The sequence below is a fragment of the Streptomyces sp. NBC_00996 genome (genome assembly GCF_045162675.1).
GTDB lineage: Bacteria > Actinomycetota > Actinomycetes > Streptomycetales > Streptomycetaceae > Streptomyces.
The window spans coordinates 2,425,715-2,448,062 of record NZ_CP108723.1 but is presented as its reverse complement, the minus strand read 5'-3'; the positions used below and the strand labels follow the sequence as shown (position 1 = coordinate 2,448,062).

The following is a 22,348-nucleotide window of genomic DNA, read 5'->3' as shown; positions in this document are numbered from 1 at the left end:
TTTCATGCGAAGCTGGGACGCATGAGCGTCGCAGAACCCCGCAGGATTGTTCTCTTCCGGCATGCGAAAGCCGACTGGCCACAGGTGTCCGATCACGAGCGGCCGCTCGCCGACCGGGGCCGCATGGACGCCGCCGTCGCCGGACGCAAGCTGGCCGACACCGGCATCCCCGTCGATATGGCCCTCTGCTCCACCGCGACCAGGACCCGCGAGACCTGGAAGCTCGCCGTCCACGAGCTCCCGCACCGGCCGAAAACGGTCTATGAGGAGCGGCTCTACGAAGCCTCGCCCGGCGAGCTGATCGCCGTTTTCAACGAAACCCCCGACGACGCGCAGAATGTGGTGCTGATCGGCCACAACCCGGGCCTGCACGGCCTCGCGGAGATCCTGGCCGGCCAGGCCGAGGGCGACACCCGCACCCGGATGAACAGCCGAGGATTCCCCACCGCCGCCTTCGCGGTGCTCTCCTTCGACGGCTCCTGGAAGTCCCTGGAGCCCGGAGCGGCCACGCTGATCGACTACTGGGCGCCGGACGAGTAACCCGCGTCCACGGGATGGGGCCCGGCACCAAGGCGGTGCCGGGCCCCATCTGTGCATCTGCGCTCAGTGGTCGTCCAGGTGCATGTCCGCCGCCTCGACCTCTTCGCGGGTGACACCCAGCAGATACAGCACCGTGTCCAGGAAGGGGAAGTTCACCGCGGTGTGCGCGGCCTGGCGCACGACCGGCTTGGCGTTGAACGCGACGCCGAGACCCGCCGCGTTGAGCATGTCGAGGTCGTTGGCGCCGTCGCCGATCGCCACGGTCTGGGCGAGCGGTACGCCCGCCTCGGCGGCGAAGCGGCGCAGCAGCCGCGCCTTGCCCGCGCGGTCCACGATCTCGCCGGTGACCCTGCCGGTCAGCTTCCCGTCGAGGATCTCCAGCGTGTTGGCCTGCGCGAAGTCGAGCCCGAGCCGCTCCTTGAGGTCATCGGTGACCTGAGTGAACCCGCCCGAGACGACACCGACTTGGAAGCCGAGCCGTTTCAGCGTACGGATCAACGTGCGCGCCCCCGGCGTGAGCCGCACCTCCTCGCGCACCTTGTGCACCACCGAGGCGTCCAGCCCCTTCAGGAGGGCCACGCGCGCGTGCAGCGACTGCTCGAAGTCCAGCTCCCCGCGCATCGCGGCCGCCGTCACCTCGGCGACCTCGGCCTCGCAGCCGGCGTGCGCGGCGAAGAGCTCGATCACCTCGTCCTGGATGAGCGTCGAGTCCACATCCATCACCACGAGACGCTGGGCCCGCCGGTGCAGCCCCGCCGCGACCACCGCGATGTCGACACCGAGTGCCGAGGCCTCGGTCATCAGCGCGGTGCGCAGCGCCTCGGTCTCCGTACCGGACACGGCGAACTCGACCGCCGTCACCGGGTACTTGGCGAGCCGGAAGATGCGGTCGATATTGCCGCCGGTCTTCGTGATCCGCGCGGCGATCGACGCCGTCGACTCCGCGGTGAGCGGGTGTCCGAGCACGGTGACGAGCGAACGTCCGAGTCCGCGCGGCCGGTTGTCGCCCAGGCCGGAGATGATCTCCGCCTGCATCTTCATCGACTCCGCCCAGCTGTGGACGGTGGCCCGCAGATCACCCTCGAGTCCGGCGGGCGGCTCGGTCACGAGCGCGCACAGCACGATCCGGCCACGGGTGACGACCTGCTCGATGTCGACCACGTCGACGGAGTAGGCGGCGAGGGTGTCGAAGAGTCCGGCCGTGATGCCGGGCCGGTCCTTGCCGAAGATCTTGACGAGGAGAGTGGGGACGTCAGAGGTCTGCGAAGCGCTCATGGTGCCTCCCACCGTATCCGGCACCCAGTGCCCTCCGCCCGCGCGGTCCGCCCTGCGGACAGTGAACTCTGGGTGACGCCCGCCGACGCGGCCACCGTACGTCGGCGGAAGGCCTGCCCGGTGGCCCGAAGCCCGGGTCTTCTCGCCCCCTCCGCCCCTACCCGTCCCTGGGGCTCCACCCCCAGCCCCCGTATCGGCCTGAGCGGCCTCGTCCTCGGACGCCGGACGAGCGGATGGGTACCTGCCGGGCCGAAAGATCGTGCCGCAAGCCCCACGCACCCGCAGTCGCGGACGCACAGGAGGGGCCGTGCCGGTCCATCGAGTGCCCGTCGCTTACGTCCGGATCCGGAAACGGCTCCCCATAGCTCAACGTCTGATCCACCGGCGACGGGCGGATGTACCGGCACGGCCCCGACCCACCACCGGGTGGAGGCGTATCACCGGCTCCCCCGAGTCACCGGCTCCCCCGCGGCCTCCGTGGCGGCGGCGTCCCTCCGTCAGGCGGTGGCGGTGGGGGCCCCTCCTGCGGCCGCGCCTGTTGCCGCCGCTTCGGCTGGGGCCCGATCGGCCCCACCACCGTCGGCGCGCCGTACACGTCGTCGCGCGGCGGCGAAGCCCCCGGCGGCCGCCTGCCTCCCGGCGGACGCCCGACGTCCGGCTCCCGCAGCTCGTCGGGCAGTCGCAGATACGGATTGGTGTCGGGATTCGGCGGACGGTACGAGCTCTGGGGGCTGTACGGTCCGGGCTCCCCGGCGAGCACGGGGTACTCGGCCGCGGGCACCGAGCGCCCGGCGTCACCCAGTGCCAGCGGCGCCGCCCGCCGCCCCGCGGCCCCGCTCGCGTACGCCAGCAGCGCTCCCGCCGCCCCCGCCCCCGCACCCCACGCGGCGCCGAGCAGCAGCGCCATGCCCAGGTGCCCGTGCAACTCGATCCCGGCACCGAACGCGTCGAAGCCCAGCACCGACAGCGAGGCGTCCGCGGACACCTCCGTCAGCCACGCGAGCAGCGCCAGTGCCGGCGCCGCCACGACCCCCAGACGAAGAGCGCAGCGCCCCGCGAAGCCGAGGGCACCCCCGCCCCGCACATCTGTGGCACCCGCAGCTCCCGCGACGGCGGCACCCGGCCCCCGTACAAATGGCGTACGCGCGGCGGCCAGGACGCCCGCGAACAGCATCATGACCACGGTCGCCACCCCCAACAGCCACACGCGGCCGTCGAGTTCGGCGAGTCGACCCAGCGTGACGGGCTGGTCGGAGTTGACGCTCAGCAGCTTGTCCAGGGGGTCGGGGAGCAGCTTGGCGAGCTCGCCCGTGGCCTTGCCGTCCCAGGGGACGAAGAGGCCGATGGGGATGCCGAGCCACACGCCGTTGGGCGCGCCGAGCAGGGCCGCGCCCGCGATCCGCTTGGGATGGGCGTCGCCGATCGCCGCGTACGCGGCCGCCGCGAGCCCGGCCAGGACCGCCACCAGCAACACGCTGACCAGCGCGGAGGCGGCGGGGCGCACCACCCGGTGCACGGCCTCCCAGCCGCGCGGCAGCGGCGTACGCCGGGAGGCCAGCAGGGCGATCACCAGGATGCCGGCCGCCCAGGCCGCACCCCCGAGCAGCGTGGGCACGGTGTCGACCGTGAATCCCACGGCGGCCTTCGCGTTCACCAGATCGCCGATCTTGCCGGGCAGCAGCCCGCCGAGGTCTCCGAGCCCGCCTGGGAGCTTGTCCGTGATGTCGCCGAGTCCGCCGCCACCGGTGACCTTGTCGAGCCCGAGCTTGCTCCCGTCGATCGTGATGATGTCGTGACCGGCCCAGGCGAGCCCGCCCAGCGTCGCCACGAAGAGCAGAACCACCGCGCCCGCGCGCGCGAGGAGTTCGAAGGGCGTGACCACAACTCCCGCCCCGCGCAAGGACCGTAAGAAGAACCAGGACATCAGGAGTGCGCCGACCAACCCCACACCCAGTGGCGTGATCTGCATGGCCGTGTGCGCCTCGGCTCCTTTCAGGCCGAAGGCCGACACATCGCCGGACGGCTTGACCGCACCATTGGCCCCAAGTGCCACCACCGCGGCGGTCATCGGCCCGAGCGAGCCCGCCGCGTCGGCCCCGAGCAGATGCAGTCCGAGCGCGGCCGTGCCCGCCATTCCGATCAACGCCCAGCTCACAGAGGCGATCGCGGACAGCAGCACGTCCCCCCAGGGCACACTCCTGACAGTGCCGCCGTGGTCCGCGGTCTCGATACTCATCGTCAGACCCCCCGATCCGCGCCGCGGCGATCCACCGCGGATGTCCCCCCTCGTGTGGGATTACCACTCTCCGGGCCGGTTTCAACCCCGTCAACGGAAACGGGCAACCCGCCCGAACGCATCCTTCACAAGGCCCGACTTTCGGTCAGGGGGCTCCTACTGAAATAGTTCCCCACGATGTTCGACATCCCTAGACTCCCTGTGATGGGGGTAACTCGGGGGACAACTCAGTGGGGCATGGAGTGCCGGAACTCGTACTGGAATTGAATGGACGGACCTGGACGCTCGATGCGTCCAGGCCATACACCCTCGGACGTGATCCGCAGGGAGACATCGTGCTCGACGACGCCAGGGTCTCCTGGCGTCACGCCACGATCAGCTGGGGCGGCCGCAGTTGGGCCATCGAGGACCACGGCAGCACCAACGGCACGTTCGTGCAGGGGCAGCGGATCCACCAGATGGAGATCGGCCCCGGCTCGGCCGTGCACCTCGGCAACGCGACCGACGGACCGCGCCTGAACGTGTCCGGCGCCGCGGCGTCGGTAGCCCAGCCTCAGCAACAGCCGTACGCGGCGCAGGGCGCGAGCCCCGGCTGGGCCCAGCCGGCGCCGCAGCAGCAGGCGCCGGAGCAGGGCTGGCAGCAGCCGCAACAGGCGGCGAACATCCCGCCGCAGCAGGGACCCGGTGGTGGCGCGGGGGCGCCGCCGGTCTACGGCGACCGCAGCCCCACCACGTTCCACCAGTTCTCGCTCGGCCGTGTGATGCGCATCGGTCGTGCGCTGGAGAACGAGCTGGTCGTCTCGGACCTCCAGGTCTCGCGCCATCACGCCGAGTTCCACGCGACGCCCGACGGCCGCTTCGAGATCCGCGACCTCGGCTCGCACAACGGCACGTACGTCAACGGTATGCCGATCGCCAAGGGCGGCTCGGCGCTGCTCGGCCCGAACGACATCGTCGGCGTCGGTCACTCGACGTTCCGTCTGGTCGGCGACCGCCTCGAGGAGTTCGTCGACACCGGTGAGGTCTCCTTCTCGGCCCGCCACCTGACCGTCACGGTCGACGGCGGCAAGCAGATCCTCAAGGACGTCTCCTTCGGCGTGCCCGAGAAGTCGCTCATCGCGGTCATCGGCCCGTCGGGCTCCGGCAAGTCGACGCTCCTGAAGGCGCTCACGGGCTACCGCCCCGCCAACCAGGGTGACGTCCTCTACGACAACCGGAACCTGTACAAGCAGTTCGCCGAGCTGCGCCAGCGCATCGGTCTGGTCCCGCAGGACGACATCCTGCACAAGGAACTGACCGTCAAGAAGGCCCTCAAGTACGCGGCCAAGCTGCGCTTCCCCGCGGACACCACCGGCGAGGAGCGCGAGGCCCGCATAGACGAGGTGCTGCGCGAGCTGAAGCTGGACATCCACAAGGAGAAGAAGGTCACCTCCCTCTCCGGTGGCCAGCGCAAGCGCGTCTCCGTGGCCCTGGAACTGCTCACCAAGCCGTCGCTGATCTTCCTGGACGAGCCGACCTCCGGCCTCGACCCGGGCATGGACCGCGACGTCATGCAGTTGCTGCGCGGCCTCGCCGACGACGGCCGTACGGTCCTCGTCGTCACGCACTCCGTGGCCGAGCTGGCGATCTGCGACAAGCTCCTGGTGATGGCGCCCGGCGGCTCCGTCGCCTACTTCGGCCCGCCGGAGGAGGCGCTGAACTTCTTCGGCTACGAGACCTGGGCCGACGTCTTCTCCGCCTTCGAGAACTACCGCGACTACGACTGGGCGGGCCGCTGGAAGGGCTCGCAGCACTACCAGATGTACGCCGCGGACATCGACGCGGTCGCCCCGCAGTCGGCGAACATGCCGCCGCCGCAGGCGATCAAGCCGCCCAAGCCGCAGAGTTGGGGTTCCCAGCTGACGACACTGATCCGCCGCTACGTCTCGGTGATCGCCTCCGACAAGGGCTTCCTCGCGCTGACGGTGATCCTGCCGGCGGTCCTCGGGGCGGTGAGCCTGCTCATCGACTCGGACAAGACGCTGCTGGTCAACCCGATCATCACGAAGGCCGGCGTGCACGTCGCGAACGGCACGGCGACGACGGTGCTGCTGATCCTCGCGGTCGGCGCGTGCTTCGCGGGCGCCGCCAACTCGGTCCGTGAGCTGATCAAGGAACGGGTCATCTACGAACGGGAGCGTGCGACGGGTCTGTCGCGTTCCGCGTACCTGATGTCCAAGGTCATCGTGCTCGGTGTGGTGACCGTGCTGCAGGGCGCGCTCGTCGGCGCGATCGGCTTCGGCAGCCGCACGGTCCCGGACGAGGGCCTGATCCTGAAGAGCCTGCCCAAGGTCGAACTCACCATCCCGATCATGGCCCTCGGCTTCGCGTCGATGATGTTCGGCCTGGTCATCTCCTCGCTGGTGAAGACCGCCGAGAAGACCATGCCGCTGCTGGTCATGTTCGCGATCGTCCAGGTCGTCTTCACGGGCTGCCTGTTCATCCTCAACGGCACCCCCGGCGTCAATCAGTTCTCGTACCTGATGCCGGCCCGCTGGGCGGTCGCCGCCTCCGGCACCACGCTGGACTTCAACAACATCTTCCCGAACCAGGACGACCCGAGCAGCACGGACCCGCTGTGGGACCACACGGCCGGGGCCTGGACCCTGGACATGATCGCCCTGATCGTCCTCGGCGTGCTCTGCGGCTTCTTCGTGGCCCGCTTCCTGCGCCGCCACGAGCCCGAGGTCATGCGGAAGTAATCGCTCAGGCATGGCGGAAGGGCGGCACCCCTCGGGGGTGCCGCCCTTCGGCGTACGTGTCGGAGCTCCGCGCTCGGCCTCAGTACGCGCTGTTGACGTTGTCCATCGAGCCGTACTTGTCGGCCGCGTAGTTGCAGGCGGCCGTGATGTTGGCGACCGGGTCGTAGATGTTCCACGAGGTGCCGGCCACGTGGTACGCGTTGAAGGTCGGCGGGATGACCTGGAGCAGACCCTTCGACGGGATGCCGTTGATGGCGTTGATGTCCCAGCCGTTGATGGCGTTCGGGTTGCCGGAGGACTCCCGCATGATGTTGCGGTACAGGCCGTTGTAGGAACCCGGGATGCCGTGCTTCTTCATGATGTCCAGGGACTGGCGGATCCAGCCGTCGAGGTTGTTGGCGTAGGTCTTCATGGCGACGGTCTGGATCGTGGGGCGCTGCGCGGAGCGGCTCGCGGCCTGCACCTTGGCGCGAGCCTCCTCGGCCTTCTTCTTCGCGGCGGTCTCGGCAGCGGCCTTCTTCGCGGCGGCAGCGTCGGCCGCCTTCTTCTTCGCGGCGGCAGCGGCGTCGTCAGCGGCCTTCTTCTTCGCAGCGACGGCCTGGGCCTTCAGATCGGCGCCGGCCAGCTGGTCCGTGATGCGGGCCTTCACGTCCTTGATCGGCTGCTCGCTGTAGGCGACCTGGGCCGTGGAGAGGGCGTCGGTCGTGGTGGTCTGGGAGTTGCCCGGAACCAGGGAGAACGCGAGAGCGGCCGCACCGAGGGTCGCGACACCGGCGATCGAAAGCTTGTGGGCCTTGGTCAGCTTGGGACTATGGCCAGGAGTGGTGACGTTCTTGGTCATGACTGATGGACCTCTTCGAATAGCGCGGAGATCGCTCTCGGTCCGGTGGGGACAGAGTGTTTCCGGAACAAGCGCCGTGGGGCGGAACCCGCAGCGCTGAGCGACGGAGGCAATTCTTAGCGGCCGCAAAATGCTGTGGCAAAGGTGTGACGTACGAAGCCGGGTAGTGGACGCGGAAAGGGCAAAACGGGGCAGACCGTTACGTCTGCCCCGCTCATGCGGGATCTCTTTATCTCCTATGTCCGTTCGTACGTGATGTGCGCCCTATGCGCGGGCTCACATCGGTCATGAGCCAATCTCACCAACAGTTGCTGGAGCAATGCTCAGAGTGAGGGGCCTCGCTCGGGAGGATGAGGTGCACGTCCCCGAACTCGTGCCACAGGTAGAGCCCGCGCAGTGCCTCGTCGTAGCTGCGGTCGATCGCCACCTCTCCCGCGATCGCCTCCAGCATCAGCAGATGCGAGGCCTCCGGCTCGTGCAGCCCGGTCAGCAGCCCGTCGACGACCCGCACCCCGCGCTCCGGGGTCACCACGAGATCGGTCAACCCCTTCGCCGCCCGGACCACCCCGTCGAGGCCCGTCGCGGACTCGACGGCACGCACGGCCGTCGTACCGACCGCGATGATGCGTCCTCCACCGGCCTTCGCCGCGTTGATCAGCCGCGCCGACGCCTCGGGCACCTCGTACCGCTCCGGATACGGCGGCTCATGGGCCTCCGCCGACGCCACTCCCGTGTGCAGCGTGATCGGCGCGAACTGCACACCCCGGCTCACCAGCTCCGCCACCATGCGCGCGGTGAAGGGGCGCGCCGCGCTCGGCATTTCCGCACTGCCCGCGCCGTCGGCGGACGGCAGCGCGAACACCGTCTGGTAAACGGACAGCGGCTGGTCTCTCTCTGTGTAGGAGTAGCGAATGGGCCGCCCGTGCCGCCGCAGCAGCCCCAGGACGTCCGTGTCCGACACCCGCGCCCACCACAGCCGTGGGCTCCGCGAGGCCAGCGGCTCCTCCAGTACGAGTCCTACGGCCCCCGGGAGGCGGACCTCTGTTCCCGCGGGCCCGCCCGCACGCGCGCGCGTGGTTCCCCGTCCGTCGGGATCCCGCAGCTCGACCGCCCACCGCCCGTCATCGCCGCGCGTGGAGAAATGCACCACCACGCGCGCGTGCCCGATCCTTCCGTCGACGGCGGCCGCCAGGGTGGTGGAGGTGTTGACGACGAGCAGATCCCCGGCCCTCAGCTGCCGGGGCAGATCCACGAACTCGTGATGCGCCACCTCGGTGCCACGCGAAACCAGCAGTCGTACGGAGTCCCGGTCGAGCCCGGACCCACGCTGCTCGGCCGGCACCCGCGCCGACAGCTTCTCCGGCGCCCTCCCCCGCTCTCGACCGCGCTCGAACGGGGGGACCCCCATCGCGGTCGTCATCGCTCCTCCAGCAGAGCCGGGGCGCCGTAACGACCACTGACCGGGCGCTCGTCCAGCAGCCGCAGAAAGGCCGGAACCACACTGCCGGGCGTCGGCCGTGGATCGTCGTCGTCCGGTACGGCCGCCGTGTACAGGTCCGTGGCCATGTCCCCGGGGTCGACCGCCCAGACCCGAAGGCCGGGCTCCTCCTCGCCGAGCACGGCGGAGAGGTGGTCGAGGGCCGCCTTCGACGCTCCGTAGCCGCCCCACGTCGGGTACGCCTCGGCGGCGGCATCCGAGCTGATGTCGATGACGGTGCCCGCCTGAGCGGCCCGCAGCAGCGGCAGCGTCTCCTGGATCAGGCCCAGCACGGCGACGACGTTGACCTCGAGGGCCTGCCGCAGGCCGTCCAGGGTCAGCTCCTCCAGACGCACCAGCGGCTCGGCCCCCAGCGCGCTCGCGTTGTTCACCAGAAGGTCGACACCACCGAGCTTGCGGGCCGCCGCGACCAGCTCGGCGCGGTGCCCGGCGTCCGTGACGTCCCCGGGGAGCGCCTCCACGCGCGTCCCGTACCCGGACAGTGCCATCGCCGTCTCCTCCAGAACCCCGGCCGTTCTGGCATCGAGCACCAGATCCCAGCCGCGCTCCGCCAGGGCCGCACCGAGCGCCCGCCCCAGCCCCTTCGAAGCCCCCGTGATGATCGCTACCGGCATGACGTCCGTCCCCTCGTCCCGTGGCCGCCGCTCCCGGCGGGTGTCTTCAACCTAGGAACCCGGCCGCCCCACCGCCTCGTGCGCGGGCCGCAATGATCCAGGGCCCTTCGTCCTAGTCCTCCCGGCCCAGGCGACCGCCATCACAGGTCCGATACGCGTTGTCACACCCCGCCGGTACTTTGGGGTCATGAGCCAAGGACCCCGGTCGGGCCTGTACGCGGTGAGTTCCGCGCTGCTGGCCATGAGTAGGCATCTCGAAGTGCGCGACGTCCTCAAGACGATCGTCGCCTCCGCCCGAGAGCTGCTCGACGCGCAGTACGCGGCCCTCGGCGTGCCCGACGACCACGGCGGCTTCGCCCAGTTCGTCGTCGACGGCGTCAGCGACGCCCAGTGGAAGGCCATCGGCCCGCTCCCGCGCCAGCACGGCATCCTCGCCGCGATGCTGCACGAGGCCCGTCCCGAGCGCCTGGCCGACGTACGCAAGGACCCCCGTTTCGAAGGCTGGCCCTCGGCTCACCCCGACATGTCCGACTTCCTGGGCCTGCCGATCCGCGACGGCGACGAGGTCATCGGCGCACTGTTCCTTGCGAACAAGAACTGCCCCAAAGTGGACGGCAGGTGCGGCTTCACCGAGGACGACGAGGAACTGCTCACGATCCTCGCCCAGCACGCCGCGATCGCCCTGACGAATGCCCGCCTGTACGAGCGCAGCCGCGAGCTCACCATTGCCGAGGAGCGCTCCCGGCTCGCCCATGAACTCCACGACGCGGTCAGCCAGAAGCTGTTCTCCCTGCGTCTCACCGCGCAGGCCGCCGCCGCCCTCGTCGACCGCGACCCGTCGCGCGCCAAGGGCGAACTCCAGCAGGTGGCGGCGCTCGCCGCGGAGGCCGCCGACGAACTGCGCGCGGCCGTAGTCGAGTTGCGCCCCGCCGCCCTCGACGAGGACGGCCTGGTCGCCACCTTGCGCACCCACATCCAGGTCCTCGACCGCGCCCACTCCGCGCGCGTCACCTTCGCCGGCCGCGGGGTACGGGCGCTGCCCGCCACCCAGGAGGAGGCGATGCTGCGCGTCGCTCAGGAGGCCCTGCACAACGCGCTGCGGCACTCCGGCGCCGCCCAGGTCGACGTGACCCTGGAAAAGCGTGGACCGGGCGCCGTGCTGCGCGTCACCGACGACGGCAGCGGCTTCGAACCCACCGCGATACGCAGCGCGGGCCGCCACCTCGGGCTCGTGTCGATGCGCGACCGGGCGAGCGGAGTCGGCGGCACACTCACCGTGGAATCGGCGCCCGACAAGGGCACCACGATAGAGATGGAGGTCCCTGGTGGCTGACGCGATCAAGGTGCTGCTCGTCGACGACCATCAAGTGGTCCGCCGGGGCCTGCGCACCTTCCTCGAAGTTCAGGACGACATCGAGGTCGTGGGAGAGGCGTCCGACGGCGCCGAAGGAGTCGCCCGCGCCGAGGAGTTGAAGCCCGACGTCGTCCTCATGGACGTCAAGATGCCGGGCATGGACGGCATCGACGCGCTGCGCAAGCTCCGCGAACTCGCCAACCCCGCGCGCGTGCTGATCGTCACCAGCTTCACCGAGCAGCGCACGGTCGTCCCGGCCCTGCGCGCGGGCGCCGCCGGGTATGTGTACAAGGACGTGGACCCCGACGCCCTGGCCGGCGCCATCCGCTCCGTGCACGCCGGGCACATCCTGCTGCAGCCCGAGGTCGCGGGCGCGCTGCTGTCCCAGGAGGAGGCCAACTCGGGTCAAGGGAGGGGTGGTTCGCTCACCGAGCGGGAGCGCGAGGTGCTCGGCCTGATCGCGGACGGCCGCTCCAACCGCGAGATCGCCCGCTCACTCGTCCTCTCCGAGAAGACCGTCAAGACGCATGTTTCGAACATCCTGATGAAACTCGACCTCGCCGACCGGACCCAAGCCGCGCTCTGGGCCGTACGGCATGGAGCGGCGGGCTGATCACCAGCGGATACGCGGCGGATCCGCGCTCTGGCGCACTCCTCCGGGCATGTCGGCGCGCGGCAATTCGGAGGGTTCCACTCCGGGATGAGATTCATACCGTCGGGTGTATGTCCCCCGGATGGCGCACCTTCTGTGGATCTCGCCCGTTCTCCAATGCGTGCTGCGGCGACTTGCCGCAGTGATCGCAAGGAGGGGTTTCGAAGTGAAGAACCTGAAGAAGGCCACTGCTGTCGCGATGGTGGCGGGTGGCCTGGTCGCCGCCGGTGCCGGTATGGCCTCCGCCACCAACGGCGCGTGGGCGGGCGGCAGCGCCGAGGGCTCGCCGGGCGTTGTCTCGGGCAACCTCATCCAGGCCCCGGTGCACGTCCCCGTGAACGCGGTAGGGAACAGCGTGAACGTCATCGGCGTTCTCAACCCGGCCTTCGGCAACCTCGGCGTCAACGGCTGAGTTCTGTACCGGAACCATCATGACCACCGGCCTTCCAGGGGTCCCCTGGGAGGCCGGTCAGGTTGTCGTCTCATCGCCCGACTGAACCGAACGGGCCTTTCGGGACGGCATCCCGTGCCGTCAGTTATCTCGTCAGCGTTGCTCAGCGTACGACCCGCGGCCGGGTCGGACCCGTACACGCAGGAGGAACGCTTCCCATGAACATCGCCAAGAAGGCCGCCCTGGCCGTCACCGTCGCCGGTATCGCCGCGGGCGCTTCCGCCGGCGCCGCCGTTGCCCACTCGGGTGCCGAGGGCGCGGCGGTGTCGTCCCCGGGCGTCGCCTCGGGCAACGTCGTCCAGGTCCCGGTCCACGTCCCCGTCAACGTCGTGGGCAACAGCGCCAACGTCATCGGCCTTCTGAACCCGGCCTTCGGCAACGTGGCTGCCAACAACTGACCCGCACCAGCTGCAAGGGGGCCCCGCGAAGGAAACACTTCGCGGGGCCTTTCCTCGTCGTCCGCACGGCGGCCCCCGCAGCGGTCTGGCTGTGGGCCTGTGTGCTGCGAGGGCGTCGGCCCAGCCGCAGCGGCGTGGGGTGAGGCGGGCGCCGGGTGCGGCCGCAGCGGCGTGGCTGTGGGCATGCGTGCCGCTAGGCCTCTCCCCGAGAGGGCGGCACCCGGCAAGCGCGGGTACACGCATCCGCCCCGACCTCAGCCCCCACCCGGGGCAGCAGGAACCCTGCTCAGCGAACCCCCCGCTCCCGCTCCTCCACAAACGCGTTGTACGCAGCCACCTGCGCCCGCCGAGCCGTCCGCTCCACCGGCCGCAGGGCCTCCGCCCGAGCCGCCATCTCCGACGCGCTCACCGCCCCACCGTGCCCGTTCTCGTACGCGACGGAGATCAGCAACCCCACCCGCTGAGCAAGCTCCAGCACGCGCACGGCCCGAGGCGGATACCCGGGAGCGAGAACCTCCCGCCCCGGCTCCGCCCGAGCCCGATACGCATCGATCGCCGCCGCGGCAACCGGCCCCGACCCCGCCACGTCCAGCCGCGACAACACCTCCGTCGCCTCGCGCAACGCCTCCGCCAGCTCCCGCTCGGCCTCCCCCAGGGAGGGCACATCGGCGGGCGGTGCCTGCCGCACCGGCAGACAGTGCCAGATGACCTCCACGTGCACATCGCCGTCAGGCCCCGCCTCGTACACCTCCGGCACCAGGCCCAGCGCAGCGCCATGACAGACGGCGGCCTCCTCGGCTTCGAGGGCGCGCGCGTTGAATTCCGGCGGCCCGCTCAGCCCTAGCGGATGCCCCGGCGCGGGCAGCGCGACCCGCAGCCCGGTCACGCCGAGCGCGCGCAGCCGGCCGAGGGCGAGCGTGAGCCCCACGGGCCCCGACTCGCCCGGCAGCCCCTCGACCCGGTGTACCGCGTCCTCGCCGACAATGGCGAGCACTGCGTCATCCGGCGAAACAAGTCCGGCCAAAAGGACATTTCCCCATGCGGCCAACCGTCCAGAGCGTGGTTCCGAGAGCATGCCCCCACCCTAAGGACCGGCCGATGGAATGGAGCGACCGACCGGTGGCGTAGGTTTTCCCTGGGGGCTGCGTCCACAGACGTAAGCGACGGCCGAGACTGCAATGGGAGACAACGCGCTCATGAGCGATGTACTGGAGCTGGAGGACGTATCCGTGGTCCGCGAGGGCCGGGCTCTGGTGGACCAGGTCTCCTGGTCGGTCAAGGAGGGGGAGCGCTGGGTCATCCTCGGCCCCAACGGTGCCGGAAAAACGACCCTTCTGAACGTCGCCTCCAGCTACCTCTTCCCCAGCCAGGGCACCGCCACCATCCTCGGCGAGACCCTCGGCAAGGTCGACGTCTTCGAGCTGCGCCCGCGCATCGGGATCGCCGGCATCGCGATGGCAGAGAAGCTCCCCAAGCGCCAGACCGTCCTGCAGACCGTGCTCACCGCCGCGTACGGCATGACCGCCGGCTGGCACGAGGACTACGAGGACGTCGACGAGCAGCGCGCCCGCGCCTTCCTCGACCGCCTCGGCATGAGCGACTACCTGGACCGCAAGTTCGGCACCCTCTCCGAGGGCGAGCGCAAGCGCACCCTGATCGCCCGCGCCCTGATGACCGACCCCGAGCTGCTCCTGCTCGACGAGCCCGCCGCGGGCCTCGACCTCGGCGGGCGCGAGGACCTCGTCCGTCGCCTCGGCCGCCTCGCCCGCGACCCGATCGCACCCTCCATGATCATGGTCACGCACCACGTCGAGGAGATCGCCCCCGGCTTCACCCACGTCCTGATGATCCGTCAGGGCAAGGTGCTGGCCGCGGGCCCGCTGGAGCTCGAACTCACCTCGCGCAACCTCTCCCTCTGCTTCGGCCTTCCTCTCGTCGTGGAGCAGGTCGGCGAGCGCTGGACCGCGCAGGGCCTGCCGATGGCCTGAACGCCCAAGAGCCCGGACCCGTTGTGAACCCCGGAGCGCCCGGACCCGCGCCGCGGACCGGGCGTGTCCCAGTTGATCGCGCGCCCTGTCCGCCAGAGGAGTGCGGTCCTACCATGACCATGTGAACGACATCAACGCGTGGGTGTGGTGGTTGGTTGCGGCGGCCGGGCTCGGCATCCCGCTCGTCGTGACCGCGATGCCTGAGTTCGGCATGCTCGCCGTGGGCGCCGTCGCCGCCGCGGTCTCCGCTGGTCTCGGCGCCGGTGTCGTTCTTCAAGTGCTCGTCTTCGCCGTCGTCTCGGTTGCGCTCATCGCCGTCGTACGACCCATTGCGGCCCGGCACCGCGCCCAGCGCCCCCAACTCGCCACAGGTGTGGAGGCGTTGAAGGGCAAGCAGGCCATCGTCCTGGAACGGGTGGACAGTTCGGGCGGCGGCCGGATCAAACTCGGCGGAGAGATCTGGTCGGCACGTGCCCTCGACGCCGGGCAGGCCTACGAGGTAGGCCAAGAAGTGGACGTCGTGGACATCGACGGGGCCACGGCGATCGTCATGTGACCTCGTACGACGCAAGTGAACCGAACGCCCCACGTGGCAGACGACGGTCTGTCAGACTCGTCCAGCAAGATCTTCAACAACCGTAAGATCTTCCGGAATTACCGAGCGGAGAAGGGTACGGGGAGCAACGATGGAACCGATCATCATCGTCCTGATCATTCTGGTGGTGTTGGTCTTCATCGCCCTGATCAAGACCATCCAGGTCATCCCACAGGCCAGCGCCGCCATCGTCGAGCGCTTCGGACGCTACACGCGCACTCTGAACGCCGGCCTGAACATCGTCGTGCCGTTCATCGACTCCATCCGCAACCGCATCGACCTGCGCGAACAGGTCGTGCCCTTTCCGCCGCAGCCGGTGATCACCCAGGACAACCTGGTCGTCAACATCGACACGGTCATCTACTACCAGGTGACCGACGCCCGAGCCGCCACGTACGAGGTCGCGAGCTACATCCAGGCGATCGAGCAGCTCACCGTCACCACACTGCGCAACATCATCGGTGGCATGGACCTGGAGCGCACCCTCACCTCCCGCGAGGAGATCAACGCGGCCCTGCGCGGCGTCCTCGACGAGGCCACCGGAAAGTGGGGCATCCGCGTCAACCGCGTTGAGCTCAAGGCGATCGAGCCGCCCACCTCCATCCAGGACTCGATGGAGAAGCAGATGCGCGCCGACCGTGACAAGCGTGCCGCGATCCTCACCGCCGAAGGTATCCGCCAGTCGCAGATCCTCACCGCCGAGGGTGAGAAGCAGTCCGCGATCCTGCGCGCCGAAGGTGAGGCGAAGGCAGCCGCCCTGCGCGCCGAGGGCGAGGCCCAGGCCGTCCGTACGGTCTTCGAGGCCATCCACGCCGGTGACCCGGACCAGAAGCTGCTCTCCTACCAGTACCTCCAGATGCTCCCCAAGATCGCCGAGGGCGACGCCAACAAGCTCTGGATCGTGCCCAGCGAGATCGGCGACGCCCTCAAGGGCCTGAGCGGCGCCATGGGCAACTTCGGCTCCATGGGCGGCGGTTCGGGCAACGGCGGCACCGAGCGCCGCGAGAAGCCGTCCGTCACCGACTGACCGTTGCACGACGATGGGGCCCACCTCTCCAAGGAGGTGGGCCCCATCGTCGTACGAGCTAGGCCGCGGGCTGTGCCAACCACTCCGGCAGCGAGTCGAAGTCGTCCTGGCCGAGCGCGAGCAGCATCGCGTCGGCGGGCGTCGGCTCGAAGGGCTTCCGCAGCAGCGGCATACCCGCCTGCTCCGGCGTACGAGCGGCCTTGCGATGGTTGTCCTCCGCGCACGAGGCGACCGTGTTCAGCCAGGAGTCCTGGCCGCCCTGCGCTCGCGGCACCACGTGGTCCACAGTCGTGGCGCGCCGACCGCAGTACGCGCACCTGTGCCGGTCGCGTACCAGCACACCGCGGCGCGACCACGGCGCTTGTCTTCGGAACGGCACCCGGACGTAGCGGCAGAGCCTGATCACCCGGGGCACGGGTATGTCGAGCGCTGCTCCGCGCATACGGAGTTCGGGGTGGGCCTGCTCCACGACGGCCTTGTCCTGCAGCACCAGAACGACGGCTCGGTTCAACGTCACCGTCGACAGCGGCTCAAAGCTCGCGTTCAGTACCAGCGTGTCCCGCATCCAGCCCACCTCCCGTGTGCACCGGCCCACCCCCTGGCGGACGGGCTTGGATCAACTCTGGCCGGGCGCGCCGAGATGGACAACGCAATAAAAAATGCCCGCCTCTGATCACTTCCAAGACCAGAGGCGGGCAAACGTTCAGTGAACGCTTGGCTGGCTCAGCTCTTCGACGGATTCTCGTACTCGCCGATCAACTGGGCACGCGCCAGTGTGTGGAACCGCAGGTTGAAGCCCACGACGGCGGGTGACACCTCGGAGTCCGGCCCCAGCTTCTCCTTGTCGACGGCGTACACCGTGAAGACGTACCGGTGCGGTCCGTCCCCCGGCGGCGGCGCCGCCCCGCCGAAGTCCTTCGACCCGTAGTCGTTGCGGACATGCACGGCGTGCTCGGGAAGCCCCTCGAACTTGCCGCTGCCCGCAGCCGTCGGCAGTTCCGTGACGGACACCGGGATGTCGAAGAGCACCCAGTGCCAGAACCCGCTGCCCGTCGGGGCATCCGGATCGAAGCACGTCACGGCGAAGCTCTTCGTCCCGGCCGGGAAGCCCTCCCAGCGCAGCTGCGGCGACGTGTTGCCCGCCGCATACACCTGAGCGTCCGCCAGTACCGCACCCGGCGCGATGTCGTCGCTCACCACGGTGAACGACGGCACCGGCGGATGGAAGTCATGGGGAAGCGGGGCCCTCTTCGCCTCGGTCACGTCTCAACCTCCGATTCGGCCGACTACCTGCGTCCGTAGCCTAGAACCAGCTGCGCTTGCTGCCGACTTCCGACAGCCACTGATTCAGGTACGCGGCCCAGTCCGTGCCCTGGTAGTCGTGCAGCCCCACCTGGAAGGACCGGTACGAGTCGCTGCCCTCACTGAAGAGGCCCGGCTTCTTGTCCATCTCCAGGACGACGTCCATCACGCGGTCGTCCGCGACGAAGCTCAGCTCCACCTGGTTCAGCCCGCGGTACTGCGACGGCGGGAAGAACTCGATCTCCTGGTAGAACGGCAGCTTCTGCCGCGTACCACGGATGTGACCGCGCTCCATGTCCGCGTTCTTGAAGCGGAAGCCCAGCTGAATGAAGGCGTCCAGGATCGCCTTCTGTGCCGGCAGCGGGTGCACATTGATCGGGTCCAGGTCGCCGGAGTCCAGAGCGCGCGCGATCTCCAGTTCCGTGGTCACACCGATGTGCATCCCGCGCAGGCTCTGCCCGTCGATCATGGTGATCGGCGTCTCCCAGGGGATCTCCAGACCGAACGGCACCGCGTGCACCGCGCCCGCCTGCAGCTCGAAGGCGCCACCGAGCCGCAGCTTGGTGAACTCGATGTCCTGCTTGTACTCCTGGTCGTCGTGGCCCTCGACCTCGACCTTGGCCTGCAGACCGACCGACAGACCCTCGATCGCCTGGTTCACCGACCCGCCCTGGATCCGTACCTCACCCTGTACGACGCCGCCCGGAACGGTGTTGACCTCCGTCAGCACCGTCTCGACCGAAGCCCCGCCGGCCCCCATGCTCGCAAGCAGCCGCTTGAACCCCATGTCACTTCCTCCCCAGGCAACGCCTGTTCCCTCTGCCGTGTCCGTCTGTATTCCTTGATCCCTACAAACGCGATCCGACCGCGGCCGGTTCCGCGTCCTCACCCTTCCAAGAGAGAGGACCCCTGGCCACCCCATCGACAAGCGTCCGTCCGGACTACTCAGGACTACTCCGGACCGGTGGACTACGCTCGTACGCCATGATCGCGGCCCCTGACCGTACGCCCCTCACACGCGAGTTCTTCGACCGCCCCGTACTGGACGTCGCCCCCGACCTCCTGGGGCGCATCCTCGTACACACCACCCCGGACGGTCCGATCGAACTCCGCATCACAGAGGTCGAGGCGTACGACGGCCCGAACGACCCCGGCTCCCACGCCTATCGCGGCCGCACGCCCCGCAACGACGTGATGTTCGGTCCGCCCGGCCACGTGTACGTCTACTTCACCTACGGCATGCCAAGGCGGTCAGCATGAACGTTGACCTCCTCGCCCATCCTGCCGAAGAGGTCGCCCCCAAGCTCCTCGGGAGCGTCCTCACCTGCAAGACCCCCGAGGGAACCGTGAGCATCGCGATCACGGAGACCGAGGCGTACTCCGGTACGGCTGACCCAGCTTCCCATGCCTACCGAGGCCAGACACCCCGTAACGCCGTCATGTTCGGACCCGCAGGACACCTGTACGTCTACCGGTCCCACGGTCTCCACTGGTGCGCCAACGTCGTCACCGGGACGGACGGCATCGCTTCGGCCGTCCTCATCCGGGCCGGCAGGGTCATCGAGGGGGAAGACCTGGCACGCAAGCGACGAGGGGAGAGGGTCGAGAGCCCACGCCTTGCACGGGGTCCGGGGAACTTCTGCCAGGCGCTCGGCATCACGGCAGAGCACAACGGCGCAGACCTCCTGACAGGTACCTCGGTCGTGTTGTCCGAGGGCGAGTCGGTACCTGCCACGCTCATCCAGGTTGGTCCTCGGGTAGGCGTGAGCAAGGCCCACGACTGGCAACACCGGTTCTACCTCGCCGGTGATCCAACGGTGTCGGCGTACCGACTGAGCCCGAGAGCCAAGCCGCCCGCCGGATCCTGAGCCGCTGTGCGCCTTGCTCGCGGCTCGCGGGCGAGTCGGTGTGGAGTTAGGACATGTCCCGCCGTCCGGCGGGGGTCGGTGGCGCATCCGCGTGCGCCTCACAGGAAGGCCACACTCGGTGGCTATCAGCTTCGGCCATGACCGCCCGTGGGGCGGTGTCTCCCAGCACGAGTACCGGGGCATGGCGCAGCACCCCGGACACCCGCTCACCTACCGCGTCCACTTCGCCGCCATCGGATGGGCAGACCGGCAAGGACATGCAGGCTTCGGGCCCGGCCGGCTGGCCGCGCTGCTGGGCAAGGAGGGAAGCCGCTGTCCGACCAGAGCACCCGCAACGCGGTGGCCCGCGCTAAGAAACTGGACCTTGTATCGCCCCGTTCCGGGGCCGCCTGTCTCGTCCTTCCTTCCCACCTGTTCCAGAAGGGCAAGGGTGCGCCGGTTCCTTGCCTCCTCCATCAGGACCGCTGACTACATGCCGGACGTGTACTTAGAGCACGTCTGGCGTGTAGCGACATGGCGCGCAACCTGCGGAAACGTTCGCACGCTCTCTTATCTATTTGGCTCCAGTGCAGCACGGCCCCTATCGGGGCCAACTGGGGAAGGCCACGAGGACCAGCGGCAAGGGAAGCAGGGGGCGCGGCAGCGCCCCACAGGGGCAGGGCAACGGCGAAGAGAGAAGCGGCAGTGGGCGGCCTACCGGCCGCCACAGTCGCAGCGCTTAACAACAGTGCTGCCCCGGAAGGGGCCGACAGGAGCAAGCCAGCAAGACCCGTGGGGGCGCTACCGCGCCCCACTGTCTCAGCTGTAAGGACCTGTTCCTTGCAGGCTTCCGCCTTCGTGAGCGAGTCAGGGCAAGGCTGTGACCAGGTCATACGTTCCGCCGTGGCAGTCGGCGGGCAGGACAGACAGACCCTGAAACCGTGGCGGAATCTTGGCTGCCAAGACATGGCGGTCCGCCTCGTTGTGCTCAGGGGGTCATCCCCCCTTCGCCGTCGAGGTGCTCAGCCGTCTCGGTCAGCGGTCCTCGCCGTTGCCATGGAGGACGGCTTCGGCGATCTCACGGACGCGGTCGAGACCGATGCCTGTGCGCTGCTCGACCGCGAGGGGATGATCGGTGGGTTCGAGCTCGATGAAGGGGCGCTGGCCGACCGGGCGCGTGTGAGCGTTCGTCTTCAGGTTGGTGGTGCCGGGCGAGTAGATCGGCAGCTCGGTAGTCAGCCAGCCGAAGTACGGCTTCTCGTCTTCGCGGCCGAGCGTGTTCCACATGTCCACGGCTCGGGAGAAGTTGTCTCGGCTGAGGGAAACCCAGACTCCCCACGAGAACACCTCGTCACTGCCGATGACGGGTATCTCGATCAAGCCCTTGATGAAGTAGTGCTGGGCCTTGATGACGCACTGGTCTGATGAGAGCAGGCTGTCAGATCGGCCTTCGAAGCTCGCGTCCCAGACATCGGGGGCCGTGGCGCTGTAGCCCATCGGAAGTTCCGCGTGGTACTCGCCGCAGCATGAACAGGTGTAACCGAGATCGTTGGCCATGCGCGGGAGCCTAGCTTCGCTGCGAAGCGTAACGACGAGACAGGGTCTCAAAAACCAAGGTTTGTGAGATGAGACGGGAAGCCCCCAGGAATGGGCGCAGCGCTGTTCAAGACCCGTCTCGAAACCCTCGCCTCAGGCTTGATCTTTTGAGACGAGTTCTGAGACGGTCTCGCCATGGCAGAGATCATCACTCCCACGGGGCAGCTCATCGGTTACGCCCGCGTCTCCGCCGACGACCAGGAAGCACAGCTCCAGCGCGACGCACTGACGGCCGCAGGCTGCGCCCGGATCTTCGAGGACAAGGCATCGGGCAAGAACACCGACCGAGCAGAGCTGCGGGCCGCACTCGACTACGCCCGTGCTGGAGACACCCTGTGCGTGTGGAAGCTCGACCGCTTCGCCCGTTCCCTCATCGACCTTGTGACGATGGTCGACACCCTTCGAGAGCAGGGCATCGGGTTCAAGGTGCTCACGGGCGCACTGGCCAACATCGACCCCGGTACGGCGGACGGCCGTCTCATGCTTCAGGTAGTCGGAGCCATGGCCGAGTTTGAGCGCAGCCTCATCAAGGAGCGCACCCGCGCCGGACTTGATGCGGCCAGGGCTCAGGGGCGTACCGGCGGACGGCCGTCCGTGGTCGATGAGGATGTACTGACCGTGGCCCGTGCGAGGAAGGCGAAGGGCGAGAGCGTGAGCGCCATCGCTAAGGCCCTCGGTGTCTCCCGTGCCACGTTGTACCGGCACCTCGGAGAGAGAGCGCCTGAGGCAGGCGCACAGGAATCCAGCCAGGCCCTCGGCTCAACGCCGGGGGCCGCTGTCGTGCATGGGCGCCTGACGCCGTCTGACGGCTGACACGATGCTGGCCCCCTGCCCGACCACGGGGCCAGCACAGGGGCCAGCACAGGGGCGCGTGTCGCTCACGCTGCACGCCCCTTCCAGCGCACCTCCGGTCTGTGTTGCTCGCCGTCCCTCAGTGCGCCGGGGTTCTGTCCGGCTCGGCCCGCACCACCATGGCGAACGACGTACACATCCGCCGGAAGCCACGATGGTTGCTGAGGCCGGTGTGACTCATGCACTCGACGTCGACCGCCGCACTGTCCGTCGATGGCTCCGCCTTCCACTTGCAGTGCAGGCACTCCGCCTCATAGGTCACGTCCGTGTCCGGATGCTGCGAGATTCGGTGCGTCACGAACCGCAGGACCGCGCGCGACATCACTCGGCCCCGTGGTCTTCCCGGAGGTGCGTGCGGAGCACGACGTTCGCGTCCGTCGCCTTCGAGTAGTCGCCGACCGATCGGGCGTTGGCTCGGGTCACGGCGACGCCGAGGCACTGCCGACATCCCGCGACGGGGTCCGGGTCTCCCTCCGGAAGGGTCAGGTTCACCGGCCCTGCCATCGTCGTCTTGGGTGTGCTCATCCGTGCGACCTCCCGA

At 69.1% G+C, this 22,348-nt stretch carries 23 protein-coding genes and 1 pseudogene; 12 read left to right on the top strand and 12 right to left on the bottom strand.

What is annotated here, in order from left to right; translation table 11 throughout:
• Positions 1-21 precede the first annotated feature (21 nt).
• Complete coding sequence (locus OG390_RS11665) at positions 22-540, top strand: SixA phosphatase family protein (RefSeq protein WP_406167237.1); 519 nt, start codon at positions 22-24, stop codon at positions 538-540.
• 63 nt (positions 541-603) lie between these two features.
• Here OG390_RS11665 and serB read toward each other — a convergent pair whose 3' ends face one another.
• Positions 604-1,815 carry a phosphoserine phosphatase SerB gene (gene serB, locus OG390_RS11660; RefSeq protein WP_406167235.1) on the bottom strand — a complete coding sequence of 404 codons (1,212 nt, stop codon included), beginning with the start codon at positions 1,813-1,815 and terminating at the stop codon, positions 604-606.
• A gap of 454 nt (positions 1,816-2,269) precedes the next feature.
• A complete protein-coding gene (locus OG390_RS11655; protein WP_406167233.1) occupies positions 2,270-4,051 on the bottom strand; it encodes a streptophobe family protein in 1,782 nt (593 codons plus the stop codon).
• A gap of 242 nt (positions 4,052-4,293) precedes the next feature.
• On the opposite strand from OG390_RS11655, the gene OG390_RS11650 reads away from it, so the two are divergent.
• On the top strand, positions 4,294-6,792 hold the full coding sequence (locus tag OG390_RS11650) for an FHA domain-containing protein (RefSeq protein ID WP_406177620.1): 2,499 nt from the start codon (positions 4,294-4,296) through the stop codon (positions 6,790-6,792).
• A 79-nt stretch (positions 6,793-6,871) separates the two neighbouring features.
• On the opposite strand, the gene OG390_RS11645 is transcribed toward OG390_RS11650, so the two are convergent.
• The 3 genes from OG390_RS11645 to OG390_RS11635 all read right to left on the bottom strand — a co-directional run bounded on the left by OG390_RS11645 (position 6,872) and on the right by OG390_RS11635 (position 9,745).
• Positions 6,872-7,633: a transglycosylase SLT domain-containing protein gene (locus OG390_RS11645; RefSeq protein WP_406167231.1), complete on the bottom strand. Its 762-nt coding sequence runs from the start codon at positions 7,631-7,633 to the stop codon at positions 6,872-6,874.
• A gap of 298 nt (positions 7,634-7,931) precedes the next feature.
• Positions 7,932-9,053, bottom strand: a complete 1,122-nt coding sequence (locus OG390_RS11640) for an S-adenosylmethionine:tRNA ribosyltransferase-isomerase (protein WP_406167229.1) — start codon at positions 9,051-9,053, stop codon at positions 7,932-7,934.
• A complete protein-coding gene (locus OG390_RS11635) occupies positions 9,050-9,745 on the bottom strand; it encodes an SDR family NAD(P)-dependent oxidoreductase (RefSeq protein WP_406167228.1) in 696 nt (231 codons plus the stop codon). Before OG390_RS11635 ends, OG390_RS11640 begins: the two co-directional genes overlap by 4 nt.
• Before the next feature lie 187 nt (positions 9,746-9,932).
• On the opposite strand from OG390_RS11635, the gene OG390_RS11630 reads away from it, so the two are divergent.
• From OG390_RS11630 to OG390_RS11615, 4 genes are all read left to right on the top strand, one after another.
• Positions 9,933-11,078, top strand: a complete 1,146-nt coding sequence (locus tag OG390_RS11630; RefSeq protein WP_406167226.1) for a GAF domain-containing sensor histidine kinase — start codon at positions 9,933-9,935, stop codon at positions 11,076-11,078.
• Complete coding sequence (locus tag OG390_RS11625) at positions 11,071-11,712, top strand: response regulator (RefSeq protein ID WP_406167224.1); 642 nt, start codon at positions 11,071-11,073, stop codon at positions 11,710-11,712. Before OG390_RS11630 ends, OG390_RS11625 begins: the two co-directional genes overlap by 8 nt.
• A gap of 205 nt (positions 11,713-11,917) precedes the next feature.
• Entirely contained in the window at positions 11,918-12,163 is a 246-nt protein-coding gene (locus tag OG390_RS11620; RefSeq protein WP_406167222.1) for a chaplin, read from the top strand.
• Positions 12,164-12,360: 197 nt separating this feature from the next.
• Positions 12,361-12,600, top strand: coding sequence for a chaplin family protein (locus tag OG390_RS11615; RefSeq protein WP_406167220.1), 240 nt, complete (start codon positions 12,361-12,363; stop codon positions 12,598-12,600).
• A 286-nt stretch (positions 12,601-12,886) separates the two neighbouring features.
• Here the strand turns inward: OG390_RS11615 and OG390_RS11610 are convergent, their stop codons facing one another.
• Positions 12,887-13,675: a hypothetical protein gene (locus OG390_RS11610; RefSeq protein WP_406167218.1), complete on the bottom strand. Its 789-nt coding sequence runs from the start codon at positions 13,673-13,675 to the stop codon at positions 12,887-12,889.
• A gap of 121 nt (positions 13,676-13,796) precedes the next feature.
• Here OG390_RS11610 and OG390_RS11605 point away from each other — a divergent pair, with 121 nt between their 5' ends.
• The 3 genes from OG390_RS11605 to OG390_RS11595 all read left to right on the top strand — a co-directional run bounded on the left by OG390_RS11605 (position 13,797) and on the right by OG390_RS11595 (position 16,210).
• A complete protein-coding gene (locus tag OG390_RS11605) occupies positions 13,797-14,588 on the top strand; it encodes an ABC transporter ATP-binding protein (RefSeq protein WP_399097463.1) in 792 nt (263 codons plus the stop codon).
• A 121-nt stretch (positions 14,589-14,709) separates the two neighbouring features.
• Positions 14,710-15,144 (top strand): NfeD family protein, encoded by a 435-nt coding sequence (locus OG390_RS11600; RefSeq protein WP_399097461.1) that lies wholly within the window; start codon positions 14,710-14,712, stop codon positions 15,142-15,144.
• Between the two features lie 130 nt (positions 15,145-15,274).
• Positions 15,275-16,210, top strand: coding sequence for an SPFH domain-containing protein (locus tag OG390_RS11595; RefSeq protein ID WP_399097459.1), 936 nt, complete (start codon positions 15,275-15,277; stop codon positions 16,208-16,210).
• Positions 16,211-16,268: 58 nt separating this feature from the next.
• Here OG390_RS11595 and OG390_RS11590 read toward each other — a convergent pair whose 3' ends face one another.
• The 3 genes from OG390_RS11590 to OG390_RS11580 form a co-directional block, all read right to left on the bottom strand.
• The gene (locus tag OG390_RS11590; RefSeq protein WP_406167216.1) at positions 16,269-16,775 is read right to left on the bottom strand and encodes an HNH endonuclease; all 507 of its coding nucleotides are present in this window, start codon (positions 16,773-16,775) and stop codon (positions 16,269-16,271) included.
• Positions 16,776-16,933: 158 nt separating this feature from the next.
• Positions 16,934-17,473: a YbhB/YbcL family Raf kinase inhibitor-like protein gene (locus OG390_RS11585; protein WP_406167214.1), complete on the bottom strand. Its 540-nt coding sequence runs from the start codon at positions 17,471-17,473 to the stop codon at positions 16,934-16,936.
• 40 nt (positions 17,474-17,513) lie between these two features.
• Positions 17,514-18,299 carry a sporulation protein gene (locus OG390_RS11580; protein ID WP_406167213.1) on the bottom strand — a complete coding sequence of 262 codons (786 nt, stop codon included), beginning with the start codon at positions 18,297-18,299 and terminating at the stop codon, positions 17,514-17,516.
• Positions 18,300-18,496: 197 nt separating this feature from the next.
• Here OG390_RS11580 and OG390_RS11575 point away from each other — a divergent pair.
• Together OG390_RS11575 and OG390_RS11570 are read left to right on the top strand one after the other, a co-directional pair.
• Positions 18,497-18,754: pseudogene (locus tag OG390_RS11575) on the top strand (DNA-3-methyladenine glycosylase); the annotation flags it as partial.
• Positions 18,755-18,768: 14 nt separating this feature from the next.
• Positions 18,769-19,380 (top strand): DNA-3-methyladenine glycosylase, encoded by a 612-nt coding sequence (locus OG390_RS11570; RefSeq protein WP_406167211.1) that lies wholly within the window; start codon positions 18,769-18,771, stop codon positions 19,378-19,380.
• Positions 19,381-20,394: 1,014 nt separating this feature from the next.
• Here the strand turns inward: OG390_RS11570 and OG390_RS11565 are convergent.
• Positions 20,395-20,856 carry a DUF2199 domain-containing protein gene (locus OG390_RS11565; protein ID WP_406177618.1) on the bottom strand — a complete coding sequence of 154 codons (462 nt, stop codon included), beginning with the start codon at positions 20,854-20,856 and terminating at the stop codon, positions 20,395-20,397.
• A 234-nt stretch (positions 20,857-21,090) separates the two neighbouring features.
• On the opposite strand from OG390_RS11565, the gene OG390_RS11560 reads away from it, so the two are divergent.
• Positions 21,091-21,768 carry a recombinase family protein gene (locus tag OG390_RS11560; protein WP_406167209.1) on the top strand — a complete coding sequence of 226 codons (678 nt, stop codon included), beginning with the start codon at positions 21,091-21,093 and terminating at the stop codon, positions 21,766-21,768.
• A 118-nt stretch (positions 21,769-21,886) separates the two neighbouring features.
• On the opposite strand, the gene OG390_RS11555 is transcribed toward OG390_RS11560, so the two are convergent.
• Both OG390_RS11555 and OG390_RS11550 read right to left on the bottom strand, forming a co-directional pair.
• Entirely contained in the window at positions 21,887-22,129 is a 243-nt protein-coding gene (locus OG390_RS11555) for a hypothetical protein (protein ID WP_406167207.1), read from the bottom strand.
• Entirely contained in the window at positions 22,129-22,332 is a 204-nt protein-coding gene (locus tag OG390_RS11550) for a hypothetical protein (protein ID WP_389646797.1), read from the bottom strand. The genes OG390_RS11555 and OG390_RS11550 overlap by 1 nt, the downstream gene beginning before the upstream one ends.
• Positions 22,333-22,348 lie beyond the last annotated feature (16 nt).